Origin of the sequence: Kitasatospora sp. NPDC091276 (assembly GCF_040684355.1) — a bacterium.
Lineage (GTDB): Bacteria > Actinomycetota > Actinomycetes > Streptomycetales > Streptomycetaceae > Kitasatospora.
In genome coordinates, this window is sequence record NZ_JBFBFU010000013.1 from 185,550 (window position 1) to 200,619 (window position 15,070).

A 15,070-nucleotide genomic window follows, 5' to 3' on the forward strand; every position below is an offset into this window, starting at 1 on the left:
TGCTTCCACTCCCCCGGCAAGCCGACGCCGAGGAGCCCGAGCGGCGGCTGACCCGGTCGTAGGCCCTCTCGGCCGGGTCAGCCGCCGCTCGGCCAGTCCGCCCGGTCAGCCCGGCCGGTCCGTCAGGTGCCGGGCCAGGTCGTTCACCAGGGTGTCGAGCCAGGAGCGCACGGTGTCCGGGTCGAACAGGTCGGCGTCGTACTCGGCCAGGCCCTCGTAGCCGTCCGCGTCCGGGGTGAGGAGCAGCAGGAGGTCGGAGCGGGCCGAGGGGCCCGGCACGTCCTCGACCTCGGCGGTCAGGCCGGGGAGGTCGAGGACGGCGGGCGGGGTGCTCTGCACGGTGAGCAGGACCTGCGGGTAGGCGTCCGGCAGCCGGACACCGCGTTCGCGCAGCGGTTCGACCAGCAGGCCGAAGGGGACGGTGGCGTGGTCGAGGGCGGTGGCGATCGCCGTCGCGGCCGTGTCGACCGACGCCCCGAACCCGCCCGGGGAGCGGGTGGGCAGCCGGATCGGGAGGCCGAAGGTGAGCAGGCCGACGACCCCTTCGTCGGCCGGCCGGGTGCGGTTGGCGTGGGAGAGCACCACCAGGGTCTCCGCCGCGCCGCTCAGCTCGCCCAGCAGCCGCGCGTAGGCGGCGAGCAGGACGGCCGAAGCGGTGGTGGAGCGGGCGGCGGCGTAGCGGCCCACCGCCTCGGCCAGTGCCGCGGGGAGGCGGAAGGCGGCCGTGGCGCCCCGCCCGGAGCGCTGTGCGGGGCGGGGGCGGGCGGTGGGCAGGTCCACCGCCGACGCGACGCCGTCCAGGGTCTTGGCCCAGTGGTCGGCGGCCTCGGCGACGGCGGCGCGGGTGACCACGGTCCGCTCCCAGCAGGCGTGGTCGGTCATCCGGCCCGGGTCCTCCGGCAGCCGCCCGTCCGGGCGGTACAGCGTGCCCAGATCGGCCAGCAGAGTGGCCAACGACCATCCGTCGACCGCGATGTGATGGAGCGTCAGCAGCAGCACCCACGCGTCATCGGCGGGCCGCAGCAGCCGGGCGCGCAGCAGCGGGGCCGTGGCCAGGTCGAAGGGGCGGTCGCTCTCGGCCCGGGTGGCCTCGGCGAGCGCCGCGTCCCGCGCACCGGGCGTGAGCGTGCGCAGGTCGGCGACCGGGAGCCGCACCGGGGCGTTCGGCAGCACCTGTTGGAGCAGGCCCAGGTCGGTGTCCCGGTAGCTGGTGCGCAGGCTCTCGTGGCGCCCGGTCAGCGCCGTCAGCGCGGCGGCCAGCCGCTCGGGCTCCAGCGGCCCGCGCAGGGCGATCCGCTGGGTGATGTTCCACACCGCCGGGTCCGCCGCCCGGTCGTGCGCCCGGTGCATCCGGCGCTGTGCCACCCCGGCGGGCGCGGCGGCGAGGGCCGTGCCGGCGCCGGTCAGGGTGGTCAGCAGCCGTTCCCGGTGGGCCCGGACGAGCCCGGTGGCCTCCTCGTCGAGCGCGCCGGGCGGGGCGAGGTAGCCGAGCCGGTCGCCGGTGGTGCGCAGGACGATCTCGCGCTCGTCGAGCAGCCGGACGAGCCGGTGCCAGCCATCGTCGACAGGGGTCACAGCGTGCCCTCCTCGTAGGCCGGGGCCTGGCGGTCCTCGGTCTGCGGCTGCTGGGCGGCCATGGCGCGGATGGTCGGGCGGCGGAAGAAGTCCAGGACGCCGGTCCGGATCCCGGTGGCCTCGCGGACCCGGTTCAGCAGGCGGGTGGCGGCCAGCGAGTGCCCGCCGAGGTCGAAGAAGGAGGTCTCCACACCTGCGGGGCGGCCGAGTTCCTCCTCCCACAGCCGTTGCACGGCGCGTTCCAGTTCGGTGGCCGGGGCGACGGCGGCCCGGCCCGCGCCCAGCGGCAGCGGCTCCGGCAGGGCGGCGGCGTCCAGCTTGCCGTGCGCGGTGAAGGGCAGCGCCGCCACCGCGGCCCAGAGCCCCGGCACCATGTGCTCGGGCAGCAGGTCGGCCAGGTGGTCGCGGACCCGGGGCAGTTCGGCGGCGGCGCACTGCACGTACCCGGCCAGCGTGGTGCCCGTCTCGGTGCGGCGGGCCGTCACGGCCGCGCCGCGCACGCCCGGGACGGACCGCAGCACGGTCTCGACCTCGCCCGGCTCGATCCGGTAGCCGCGCACCTTGACCTGGCGGTCGGCGCGGCCGAGGTACTCCAGGGTGCCGTCGGGCCGCCAGCGGCCGAGGTCGCCGGTGCGGTAGCGGCGGCCGTCCGGGGTGTCGGTGAAGACGGCGGCGCTCTCCTGCTCCCGGCCGGGGTAGCCGAGCCCGACCTGGACGCCGAGCGCGTGGATCTCGCCGACCGCCCCGGGCGGGACGGGGCGCCCGGCGGCGTCCAGCAGCAGGATGCGGGTGCCCGGCACCGGGCGGCCGATCGCCGCGTGGTCCGGTCCGTCCGGGGCGACCTCGCCGGCCGTGACGGCGTGGGTCTCGGTGGGGCCGTAGTGGTTGATCAGCCGGCAGCCGGGGTTGCGGGCGAGGAAGGCCCGCAGCCCGGGGGTGAGCAGCAACTGCTCGCCGCCCGTGATCAGTTCGCGCAGGTGGGGCACCGGTTCACCGCCGAGGGCGTCGACCAGCGCGGCCAGCGGGGTGTACGGCAGGTGCAGCCGCTCGGCCCGGGTCGCGCGGACCACGGCGGCCAGCGCCGTCACGTCGTAGCGGGTCTCCTCCTCGATCAGCAGCAGGGTGCCGCCGCCGGCCAGCGTGGTCAGCACCTCCTGGACGCTGACGTCGAACCCACAGGAGGCGTACTGCAGCGTGCGGGCGGCCGGGTGCTCGGCGACGTTCCAGGCCAGCAGCGCGGACAGGCCGAGGGTGTGCATCAGCACGCCCTTGGGGCGGCCGGTGGAGCCGGAGGTGTACAGCAGGTACGCGGGGGCCTGCGCGGAGGGGGCGGGCAGCGGCGGCAGTTCGGCGGCGACGACGGCATCGGCCTCGGCATCGGAGTCCGTCAGGACCGTCGGCAGGGACAGGCCCATCAGGTCCGTGTCCGAGGCGGTGAGCAGCACGGCCGGTGCGCTGTCCGCGGCGATCAGCCGGCAGCGCTCCGGGCCCTGCAGCGGGTCGATCGGCACGTGGACGGCGCCGAGGCGCAGCACGGCCAGCAGCGCGGCCACCTGGTCCACCGAGCGCGGCAGCAGCACGCCCACCCGGCTGCCCTCCCGCACCCCGGCGGCCAGCAGCCGGCCCGCCAGCTCGCCGGCCCGGGCGTGCAGCGTCCGGTAGTCGGTCCCGGTGCCGTCGGCGGCGACCACCGCGAGGGCGTCCGGACGGGCGGCTGCGACGGCGGCCACCGCCGCCAGCGGGTGCGCGGGCGCCGGCTGCGCCTCGGGTCCGCACTCCAGGGCGGGGTCGGCCGGGGTGGCCGTCAGTTCGGCGAGCGGGCGGGCCGGGTCGGCGACGGCGGCGGTGAGCAGCCGCTCGAAGGCGTCGAACAGCCGGTCCACCGTGGCCCGGTCGAACAGGGCCTCGGCGTACTCGACGTGGCAGCGGATGCCGTCCGGCAGGTTGGTGAGGAAGAGGGACAGGTCGAAGGCGGAGCGGTCCACCACGTGGTCCAGCGGGCGGGCCGTCACCCCGGGCAGGTCGAGTTCGAAGACGGCGTGGTTCTCGAACTCGACGAGGACCTGGAAGAGCGGGTTGCGGCTGGTGTCCCGCTGCGGGTTGAGCTCCTGGACCAGGACCTCGAAGGGCAACTGCTGGTGCTCGTAGGCGTCCAGCGCGCTGGAGCGGACCCGGTCCAGCGCCTCGGCGAAGTCCGGCTCCCCGGACAGGTCCAGCCGCAGCGCCAGCGAGTTGACGAAGAAGCCGACCAGGTCCTCGGTGCCCTCGGTCCGGTTGGCCACCGGGGTGCCCAGCACCACCTCGTCCTGGCCGCCGTAGCGCTGCAGCACCCCGGCGAAGGCGGTGAGCAGCACCATGAACAGGGTCGAGCGGCGGCTGCGGGCCAAGTCCCGTAGGCCGTCGGAGAGTTCGGCGGGAAGTTGGCGGACGTGGGAGCGGCCCCGGCCGTCCGGCACCGCCGGGCGCGGCCGGTCGGTCGGCAGGGCCAGCACCGGCAGGTCGCCGCCGAGCACCTTGCGCCAGTACGCGAGGCTCTCGTCGTATGCCCCGGCGGCCACCGCGGCCCGCTCCCGGGCGGCTTCGGCGGCCGGGGTGGTGGTGAGCACCGGCAGCCGGGCGGGGCGCTGCTCCCGGGCGGCCCGGTACAGCTCGCCCAGTTCCCGGGTGATCACCACGGTGGACAGGGTGTCGATCACGATGTGGTGCATCGACAGCACCAGGACCTGCCGGTCGGGCCCGGTCTCCAGCAGCCGGGCCCGGAACAGCGGGCCCTCGGTCAGGTCGAAGCGGTGGGTGCCCTCGGCGGCGACCAGCGCGGCCACCGCCTCGTGCTCGGGCCCGTCGGCCGCGACCTGCTCCAGCAGCGGGCCCTCGGGCACCGGGAGCACCTGCTGGAACGGTTCGCCGTCCTGCTCGCGGAAGGCGGTGCGCAGCCCGACGTGCCGTTCGACCAGCGCGCGCAGCGCGGTGTCGAGTGCGGCCGGGTCGAGCGGGCCGTCCAGCTCGATGGCCTTGACCTCGTTGTACTGCCCGGTGTCGGGCAGCATCCGGTGCAGGAACCACATCCGCTGCTGCGCGTAGGACAGCGGGGCGCCGCGCTGGGCGGAGCGGCGCAGGGCGTCGATCTGCGGCAGGCCGGAGGCCACCAGGTCGGGGGCGAGCCCGAAGTCCACGAAGCAGGCGATCTCGTCCGCGCCGGCCGCCCGCAGCTCGGCCAGGACGGACCGCACGCTCTCCGGGGTGCCGATCAGCGCGCGGGAGGCGCAGTACCGCTCGTAGGCGCGCTCCAGCACGAACTCCAGGTCCTCCTCCGGGGTGTTCTCGAAGTCCAGGGTCAGGCCGAGGCTGTTGGCCATCTGCCCGAACAGTGAGAGCGAGGAGCGCAGGTAGTGGCAGAACGGGCGGTACGCCTGCTCGCGGGCGGTGGCGAGGTCGGCGCCCAGGTAGGTGTGGACGAGCACGACCACCCGGCCGGCCTCCGGGTCGAGGCCGTGCTCGGCCCGGGTGCGCCGGTAGAGCGCGACGTTCTCGGCGAGCTGGGCGACGTCCTGGGTCATCAGGTTGGTGATGATGCCCAGGTCGTGCCGGGCGGCCTCGCGGAAGCTGTCCGGGTTGCCGACGATCGCGGTGAACATGGGCGGCTGTTCCTGCAGCGGGCGCGGGTGCAGGGTCACCTCGATCGGCTCCCCCTTGCCGTTGCGGCCCCGGTAGGGCTCGCCGCGCCACAGCGCCCGGACGGTGTCGATCTGCTGGTGCATCAGCTCCTTGTGGCCGCCGTAGTTCTCGGGGAAGAACAGGAAGTCGTTGGGGTGCCAGCCGCTGGCGCAGCCCAGGCCGACCCGGCCGCCGGACAGGTTGTCGACCACCGACCACTCCTCGGCCACCCGGACGGGGTGGTGCAGCGGCAGGACCGCGCAGCCCGCGTTGAGCCGGATCCGGGTGGTCTCCCGGGCCAGTGCGGCGGCCAGGACCGAGGGGTTGGGGAAGATCCCGCCGAAGGAGTGGAAGTGGCGCTCCGGCAGCCAGACGGCGTGGAAGTCGTGCCGGTCGGCGAAGCGGGCGCTCTCCAGGACGATGCGGTACTTCTCGTCCTCCGGGGAGTCCAGGGGGTAGTCGCCGAAGAAGTAGAGGCTGAAGTCGACCGGGCGCTGCGGGTCGCTGACCGGGTGGTACGGCGTCCCGGCGGGCTCGGTGTGGCCGGCGCCGGTGGTGCCGGTGGTGCCGGTGCTCGTACGGTCGTCCGCCGCGGGCTCCGGGAGTGCGGCCGCCGGGCGCGGGGCCGGGAGCCGTACCCCGGGCGAGGCCGGGAAGAAGCCGCCGCGCCGCAGGTCGCGCAGCGAGTCGCGGACCGCGTCGACCACGAACTCCAGGTCGCCGTCGGTGTGGGCGGTGGAGAGGAAGAAGTTGCGCCACTCCCACACGTAGACCCCGCGGGTCAGCAACTGCGGGAAGAGCAGTTCCATGTCGGCCCGCGGCTCGAACCGGAACAGCGAGCCGAAGTGGGCCAGCCGCAGCGGGAACTCCTCCTCCTCGAAGAACCCGTTGAGGGTCGCGGCCAGCTCGTCGGTGCGGGCGTTCAGCCGCTCCTGCAAGCCGGGGCCGGACGCCTTGAGGTGGCGCAGCACGGCGCCCGCCGCGGTCATCGCCAGCGGGTGCTGGATGTAGGTGCCGCCGAAGAAGGTGGTGTCCCTGGGCGGGTAGCTGTCGTCCCCGTAGTCCCAGTGGCCGCCGTCGATCCCGTCCAGGATGTCGGCGCGCCCGGCGATCGCGCCGATCGGGTAGCCGCCGCCGAGCACCTTGCCGTAGGTGGAGACGTCCGGGGTCACGCCCCAGAAGCCCTCGGCGCCGCGCAGGTGCGGCCGGAAGCCGGTGAGCATCTGGTCGAAGACCAGCACGATGCCGCGGCGGGCGGTCAGTTCGCGCAGCGCGCGGACGAACTCGACCGGCTGGCGCCCCGGGTGGCGGCTCTGGACGGGTTCGACCAGCACGGCGGCGATCCGGTCGCCGAGTTCCTCGATCACCTGGAGGCTCTCCGGATCGCCGTACCGCAGCACCACGAGGTCGGCGACCGCGCTGCCGGGGATGCCGATCGACACCGGGACGGTCTCCCGGTCGGCGCCGCGGCCCACGGTCCGGCCCAGGGTGTGGTCGAAGTGGCCGTGGTAGGAGCCCTCGAACATGACGATCTTGTCCCGGCCGGTGTACGCGCGGGCCAGCCGGATCGCCCCGGCGTTCGCCTCGGTGCCGGAGTTGGCGAACGCGACCCGCTCGGTGCCGGTCAGCTCCGCCAGCAGTTCGGCGGCCTCGCCGGTCTCCGGGCCGCGCGGGCCCAGCCGCAGCCCTCCGGCCAGGTGCTCGCGGACGGCGTCGGAGACGAACTCCGGGTCGTGGCCGAACAGCAGGACGCCGAAGCCCATGGTGATGTCGACGTACGTGTTGCCGTCGAGGTCCTCCAGGCGGGAGCCCCGGGCCCGGCGGGCGGCGAGCGGGTAGAGCATCTCCTTGGTCGCGGAGCGGAAGCCGACCACGGCGCGGCTGTCCGCGAGGGTGCGCCGGTGGCGGCGGGTGACCGCCTTGGAGGCGGCGGTCCGGGCGGTGAAGCGGGCGACCAGCTCGTCCACGTGGGCGCGCTGCTGGTCGGTCAGGCCGCCGGAGGCCATGCCGGACTCCCGGGAGACGGTCACCCGGGGGCCGTGCACCTGCGGGGTGGGCGGGGTGGCCGACGCGGGTGCGGGTGCGGCGGCGGAGGAGGTGACGGCGGGGGCAGCGGCGGCCGGGGTGACGGCGGCGACCTGGGCGACGGCCGGCGGCAGGGCGACGGGGGCGGCAGCCCCGGGGAGCGCGGGCGGCGCCGCCCCGGTCCCGGCCAGCAGGCCGAGCTGGTCACGCATCAGGTTGGAGAACTGGCCGAGCAGGTCGAGCTGGCGCTCGATCAGACCGGCGCCGTCGGCCCCCGGGGCGAGCGCGGGCGGTGACGCGGGCACGGACGGGACGGGCGGAGCGAGGTGGACGGGCGGAGCGGGGACGGCGGCTGCCGCGACCACCTGGGGCGGGGGTGCCGGAGCCGGTATCGGAGCCGGTATCGGAGCCGCTTCCGGGGCCGAGGCAGGGGCGGAGGCAGGGACCGGTGCCGGAGCCGCCGCCGGCTCGGGCGCGGCGGCCGGTAGCAGCGCGTCCCGGACGGCGGGCTCCAGCCGGCCGGCGATCAGCCCGGCCAGCCGGGCCGGGGTGTCCGCCGCCTCGAACAGTTCGCGCATCGAGACCCGTACCCGGAAGGTCCGCTCCAGGTCCCGGATCATGTTGATCATCGAGAGCGAGTCGGCGCCGAGGTCGAAGAAGGGCTCGTCGGCGCCAACCGACCCCTCGTCGTGGCCGAGCTGGCGGGCCGTCTGCTCCAGCACCTGGCGCAGCACGGCCTCCTCGGCCAGTTGCTCGGGGCTCGCTGCGGGCGTCACTGCGGCGGGTGCCGATACGACGGGCACCGGGCCGGGCGTCGATACGGCCTCGGGTATGGACGACGGCGGAACGGGCTGCTGGGGCGGCGGTGCCTGGTGCATGGCGGAGTCCTCGGTGGTCGGCCGGTCGGGGGCGGTGAACCAGTGGCGGCGGCGCTGGAAGACGGTGGTCGGCAGGGGAACGCGGCGGGCCGGGCCGTCCGGCCAGTCGCGGGCGGCGGCGAAGCGTGCCCAGTCGAGCGGGACGCCGTGGGACCACAACGCGGCGGCCGCGACGCCGAACTGCCGCTCCGGCGGTGCGCCGCGCCGGGCGCCGGCCACGAAGTGGCGGTGCGGCAGCTCCCGGCGGCCCATGCCGGTGAGCGTCGGGTGCGGGCCGAGCTCAAGGAAGAGCTCGTGGCCCTGCCCATCCAGGGCGGCCAGGACCAGGTCGAAGCGCGCGGTCTCCCGGGTCTGCCGGACGAAGTAGTCGGGCGTGGGCACGGTGCCGGGAGCCAGCACCTCGCCGCCCAGGTTGCTCACCAGCGGTACGGTCAACGGCCGCAGGCGCAGCCGGGCGAGCTGCTCGCGGAACGGGTCGAGCACCGGGTCGAGCAGGCGGGAGTGGAAGGCCCGGTCGGTGGCGAGCCGTTCGGTGGTCACGCCGTCGGCGGCCAGCACGGCCTCGGCTGCCGCGATCTCGCGCGGCGCGCCGGCCAGCACGCACTGGCCGGCGCCGTTGACCACGGCCAGCTCCACCCCGGGCAGCCAGTCACCGAGTGCGGCGAGCCGCTGCGGGCCGGCCATCACCGCCGTCATGGCGCCGGGCTCGGTCGCCCGGTGCATCAGCCGCCCGCGCAACGCGGTGAGGAACATCCCGTCGGCGAGGTCGAGCGCGCCCGCCGCGTGGAAGGCCGCGTACTCGCCGGCGCTGTGCCCGGCGACCGCAACCGGACGGAGCCCGAGCTCCTGCCAGAGCCGCAGGTAGGCCGCCTGCAGGGCGAACAGCGCGGGCTGCGCCGCCTCGGTGGTCCAGACGTCGTCGGCGCCCTCGGGCACGGCGTCGAGCAGCAGCGGCAGCAGCGGCTCGCCCCAGGCGTCGCGGTGCAGCCGGTCGCACTCGTCCAGCACGGCCCGGAAGACCGGGAAGGCGCGGTGGAGTTCGGCGGCCATGCCCCGGTACTGGGCGCCCTGGCCGGTGAAGAGCAGCACCGGCTGCACGTCGCCGCGCCGGGCCTCGCGGTGGACGGGTACGGCGCCGGAGGTACGGCCCGCAGCGGGTGCGGCGCCGGAGGTGCGGCCCGCGAGGTGGGCCTCCAGGCCACGGCGCAGCTCGTCGGGGTCGGCGCCGGTGACGGCGAGGCGGTGGCGCAGCGCACGGCGGCCGCCGCCGAGGGTGAGCGGCAGGTCGCCGGGGGCGGGGGCGGGCCCGGTGGCCAGCCGGTCGCGGAGCAGGCCGGCCAGGGCGGTCAGGCCCTGCTCGGTGCGGGCGGACAGCGGCAGCACGGTCGGGGCGGGGCGCGGGTCGGCGATGCCGGGCGCGGCCGGCGCCTCCTCCAGCACCAGGTGGGCGTTGGTACCGCCGACGCCCAGCGCGCTGACCCCGGCCCGGCGCGGGGTGGGGCCGGCCGGCCAGTCCCGGCGCTCGGCGGAGAGCCGGAACGGGCTTCCGGCGAGCTCCAGCGCGGGGTTGGGGCGGCTGAAGTTGACCAGCGGCGGGATCGTGCCGTGCCGCAGCACCAGCAGGGCCTTGATCAGCCCCGCCATTCCCGCGCAGGTGTCCAGGTGGCCGATGTTGGGCTTCACCGAGCCGAGCGAGCAGAAGTCGGCGGCCTCGGTGCGGGCGCGGAACGCCTGGGACAGCGCCCGGAACTCGATCGGGTCGCCGAGCGGGGTGCCGGTGCCGTGCGCCTCGATGTAGCCGACGCTCTCGGCCGGCACCCCGGCCAGGTCCAGGGCCCGGCCGACCACGGCGGCCTGCCCGTCCACGCTGGGCGCGGTGTAGCCGACCTTGAGCCCGCCGTCGTTGTTGACGGCCGAGCCGAGGATCACGCCGTGCACGGTGTCGCCGTCCGCCAGCGCCCGGTCCAGGCGCTTGAGCAGGACGGCCGCGACGCCGTTGCCGCCGACCGTGCCGCCGGCCGCCGCGTCGAAGGCCCGGCAGGCGCCGTCCGGGGAGAGGATCGACCCCTCCTCGTAGCGGTATCCGGCGGCCTGCGGGATGTGCAGCGCGGCGGCCCCGGCGAGCGCCAGGTCGCAGTCGCCCGCCAGCAGCGACTGCACCGCCAGGTGCACCGCGACCAGCGAGGTCGAGCAGGCCGTCTGCACGCCGATCGCCGGCCCGGTCAGGCCCAGCCGGTAGGCGACCCTGGTGGCGGCGAAGTCGGCCTGGTTGCCGATCGCGGTCTGGAGCGCGGCCACCGGCTCGGCCGGGTCGGCGGTGGCGGCCAGGGTGTGCTGGTAGTAGTTGCGCAGCGCGTACAGGGTCATCCCGGTGCCGGCGAAGACCCCGACCCGGCGGCGCGGGTCGGGGGCGTCGTAGCCGCCGTCCTCCAGGGCCTGGCGGCAGATCTCCAGCAGCAGGCGCTGCTGGGGGTCCATCAGCGCCGCCTCGGTGCCGCTGATGCCGAAGGCCTCGGCGTCGAAGCGGTCGGTGTCGGGCAGCGCGCCGGTCACCGGGACGAAGTCGGGGTGGCGGTACTCCGCCGGGCGCAGGCCGGCCGCCGCCAGTTCGTCCTCGGTGAAGCGGGTGGTGCTGCGGACGCCGTCGACGATGTTGCGCCAGTACTGCTCGGGGGTGTCGGCGCCGGGGAAGCGCAGGGCCAGGCCGACGATGGCCACCCGGCGGTCGCCGCCGTCCGGGCCGCCGTCCCGGGCGGCGCCGGGCGCGGCGGCGGTGGTCGTGGCGGCGGTGGACGCGGTGGGCGCTTCGGCCAGGTGCGCGATCAGGGCGTCCACGGTGGGGTGCCGGAACAGCTCGGTGGGCGCCGGGGGCGTCGGCAGGACGGCGCCGAGCGCGCCGTGCACCCGCATCAACTGGAGTGATCCGATGCCGAGTTCGGCGAGCGGGCGGCCCGGGTCGAGCGGGGTGTCGAGGACGGCCTCGAAGGCGTCCAGGACGGCCCGGCGCAACTCGGCGGCGGCAGGGGTGGCGGGGTGGACGGGGCCGGCGGGCCCGGTGGCGGCGGACGGTACGGCTGCGGGCGGCTCGGTGGCCCGATGCGGGGCCCGCTCGGCGGTCGGCCGCTCGTCAGTCGGCCGCGCGTCGGTCGGCCGCGCGGCGGGCGCTTCGCGGACCGGTCGCGGTGCGGTGGCCAGCAGGCGGCGACGCGCGGCCGGAGCGCTCGGGTCGGGCCCGGCGTACCAGCGGCCCGGGGCGGCGGCCAGCAGCAGCGAGGCCAGTCGGCGGCCGTGCGCGGCACTCAGCACGGCGATGCCCCGGTCGGCGGCGGCCTGCTCGTGGTCGGTGGCGCGGTTCATGCCGACCCCGCTCCACAGGCCCCAGGAGATCGTCCAGGCCGGGGCCCCGGTCTCCCGGTGCAGCCGTTCCACGGCGCTCTCCAGGTAGCGGTTGGCGGCGGCGTACGCCGTGGAGCCGACGGCCTCCTGGAAGCCGACCATCGAGGAGAAGCCGACGAACTGGGCGCCGGGCCGCTTCCGGACCAGCTCGACGAGGTGGTCCGTGCCGGTCGTCTTGGCGCGCACCGCCTCGCGCCAGTCGTCGGGGCCGGTGTCGGCGAGCAGCGCGAGCCGGTAGCTGCCGGCGAGGTGGAGCACGCCGTCCAGCGGCGCCTGCCAGTCCCGTTCGGCCTCGGCGACCACCGCCGCCAGCTGCTCGGGGTCCGTCACGTCGGCGCGGCGGTAGTCGACCCGGCCGCCGTAGGAGGACAGCCGGCGCAGCGCGGCGCGGCGCTCGGCCGCCTCGGCGGTCGGCGCGTCCAGGTCGGTGCGGCCGATCACGAGCAGCCGGGAGCCGTGGTCGCGGAGCAGGCCGGGCAGCAGCTCGGCGGCGATCCCGCCGAGGCCGCCGGTGACCAGGTAGCGGGCGCCGGGGGTGAGCAGTGAGCAGCCCTCGGTGGCGGTCCCGGCGTCGGGCCCGCTCACGATCCCGGCGTCGGGGTCGGTGGCGGTCCCGGTCACGGTCCCGGCCGGTCCCAGCCGGGGCACCCACGGGCGGCCCTCGCGCCAGGCGCACTCCGGCTCCGGCCGGGCCTCGGCCAGCAGGGCGAGCAGCGCGGCGGCCTGCTCGGCGGCCGGTGCGCCCGCCGGCAGGTCGATGTGCCGGGCGGCCGGCACCAGTTGCTCGGCCCGGGCTCCGGCGATCAGCGCCGCCGTCAACTCCGCACTCGGGTCGGAGAGTTCACCGGGCAGCACGGCATGCAACCCGGCGCTGACGGTGACCAGCTCGCCGATCGGCGGCCGGCCGGCCAGGGCCCGCAGCAGGGCGAGCAGCGCTTCGTCCCGCGCAGCGGCGTCCGAGGGCCGCGGCGCGCCCTCGGGCCCCGCGCCCCACAGGTGCACCACCCGCGCGGGGCGTTCCTCGCCGAGCGCCCGCAGCCACTCCCCCGGGTCGGTGGTCGGCGGCCGGTCCACCACCACGGCCTGCGGCAGGGCGGCGCGCAGCGCCTCGGCGAGGGTGCCGGGGCCGGCGGGGCCGAGCAGCAGGGTCGGCCCCGCCGGAGCCCCGTCGCCCGGGACCGTTCCGGCCGCCGGGGCCTGCGGCACCGGACGGGGTTCCCAGGCGAGTCGGCGCACGCAGTCCGGCAGGGTCCGGGAGTTGGCCTCCGCCAGGTCCAGGGCCACGATGTGCTCGTCGAGTTCGCCGTCGAGCAGCCGTCGGCGCAGCGCGGTGCGCTGGATCTTGCCGCTGGTGGTGCGCGGGAACTCCGCCGGCGGCACCGGCAGCACCAGGGCGGGGGCGGGCTGTCGGCGGGCGGCCAGCAGCCGCCGGACCTCGGCGGCCACGGGCGGCGCGGGGGCGTCCTGGTCGTTCGGCACGTAGGCGACCACCAGTTGCTCGGTGCCGGTGCGGTCGTCCGGGACTCCGAAGGCGGCGACGTGCCCGGAGCGCACCCCCGCCACCGAGGCGACCACGTCCTCCAGCTCGTGGCAGAAGTAGTGCACCCCGTTGACGATGATGATCTCCTTGCGACGGCCGGTGAGCACCACCTCCCCGTCGGCCAGGAAGGCCAGGTCTCCGGTGTCGAACCAGCCGTCGCCGACGAAGGACTCCCGGTCGGCGGCCGGGTTGTTCAGGTAACCGGGGGTCACCCGGCCGGAGTTGACCTGGAGCCGGCCGACCCAGTGCTCGGGCAGGGCCCGGCCGTCCTCGCCCGCCACCCGCATCCGGGTGCCGGGCGCGGGACGCCCCATGCTGAGGAAGCCGGTGCCGCGCTCGCGCGAGGCCGGGTCGGCGGGCTCCAGCCGGCCGGTCAGCGAGTCGGTGCGCACCAGACGGCGCGCGCCGTCCTCGTGGTAGCGCTTGTAGGTGATCACGGTGCAGGTCTCGGCCATGCCCCAGCCGAGCAGGACGTGGTCCGCGCGAACGCCGAACGGCCCGGTGGCGGCGAGGAATTCGTCCAGCACCGCCTCGGTGCACTGCTCCCCGGCGTTGATCAGCGACTTGAGCGCGGAGAGGTCCCAGTGCCGGCCGGGGCCGGCGGCCCGGACCGCCTCGGCGACCAGCCGGAAGCCGAAGTTGGGCGACCAGGAGTGGGCGCCCCGGTAGCGCTCCAGCGTGTCCAGCCAGACCAGCGGGTCGGCGAGCACCAGTTCGGTGGGCACCTGCACCTGGTCGGCGGCCAGCGCAACGTCCCGCAGGTGGAACATCAGCAGCCCGGCGACGTGGTCCAGCGGCAGCCAGTTGACGGTGACGTCCTCGGGCGAGCTGCCCTGGGAGGCGGCGCCGGCCACGTACTCCAGGATGCCGCGGTGGGTGATCTGCACCGCCTTGGACCGGCCGGTGCTGCCGGAGGACAGCTGGAGGATCGCGACGTCGCCGGGGTCCGGGGCGTGCTCGGCGCCTGGCACGCCGATGGTGTCGAGCGCGGCGCCGGTGACGGTGGCGGCACCGGTGACAGTGGCGGCACCGGTGACAGTGGCGGCACCGGTATCGGTATCGGCGGGCCGGTGGTCGACCGCGATGACCCGCAGCCCGGGCGCCGGGTAGAGCTCCCCGAGCCGCGCCAGGCCCGCCACGGCCGGGCCGCAGGCGAGTACCGGCGGCTCCTCCAGGGTCTGCCAGGCGTGCCAGAGCTTCTCCAGCACGGGGTTGCGCTCGTCGTAGGCCGGCGGGCGGGCCACCGTGACCGGCTGCACCCCGCCCAGCAGGCAGGCCCACAGGGTGGGGAAGTAGCGTTCCGGGTCGGGGACTTGGAGGATCACCCGGTCGCCCGCCCGCAGCCCGGCGGAGGTCAGCAGGGCGAGGGTCTCCCGGGCCTGCTCCAGCAGTCGGCGGTAGGTCAGCCGGGTCGCCCCGCCGTCGGCCCGGACCAGGTGCAGGCCGCGCCCGGGGTGCCGCTCGGCGGCGCGCAGCAGCGCCTCGGGCAGCGTCCGGGGCGCGTCCGGCTCCGGGTCGGGCAGCGGGGCGCCGACCGCCTCGGCCCCGGCGCCCTCGGGGGCGGCCGTCGGGCCGTCCGGGGCGGGGCCCGTCGTCGTCCCGGTGTCGCCGAACGGCCGCCAGTGCGCGGTGAGTTCGCGCAGGTGGCGCAGGGCGGGTCCGGGCTCGGCGGGTGGCCGGGCGGCGGCGGCCGCCAGTGCGGCGCGGTCGGGCTCGCCCTGCGGGGTGCGGACGATGCCGTCCAGGAGGTGCACCTCGGCGCTCGGGTCGGCGTCCAGCAGGGCAGCGGCGGCCCGGCGGCGCAGCGCGGCGGTGTCGGTGTCGGCGGCGGGCACCAGGTAGGCCAGCAGCCCGCGGCGGCCGTCGGCGCGCTCGACCGGCAGCAGCGCGCAGTCGGCGACCTCGGGACGCAGCAGCAGCCGGGCCTCCAGGGCACGCAGCCGGGCGCGGTCGGGACCGGTGGAGCTCATCAGGTACGGCACCTTTCGGATCGGTGCCGGGG

2 protein-coding genes are annotated in these 15,070 nt (G+C 76.6%); both read right to left on the reverse strand.

Features of this window, described 5'->3' with window-relative positions:
* Positions 1 to 105: 105 nt before the first annotated feature.
* Positions 106 to 1,575 (reverse strand): condensation domain-containing protein, encoded by a 1,470-nt coding sequence (locus AB0O19_RS18770; protein ID WP_363620746.1) that lies wholly within the window; start codon positions 1,573 to 1,575, stop codon positions 106 to 108.
* Positions 1,572 to 15,038 carry a MupA/Atu3671 family FMN-dependent luciferase-like monooxygenase gene (locus tag AB0O19_RS18775; protein ID WP_363620748.1) on the reverse strand — a complete coding sequence of 4,489 codons (13,467 nt, stop codon included), beginning with the start codon at positions 15,036 to 15,038 and terminating at the stop codon, positions 1,572 to 1,574. Before AB0O19_RS18775 ends, AB0O19_RS18770 begins: the two co-directional genes overlap by 4 nt.
* Between the last annotated feature and the right edge of the window lie 32 nt (positions 15,039 to 15,070).

Coding starts and splice junctions, on each gene's coding strand:
- AB0O19_RS18775 (WP_363620748.1), bottom strand. CDS start 15,038: ATGAGCTCCACCGGTCCCGACCGCGCCCGGCTGCGTGCCCTGGAGGCC.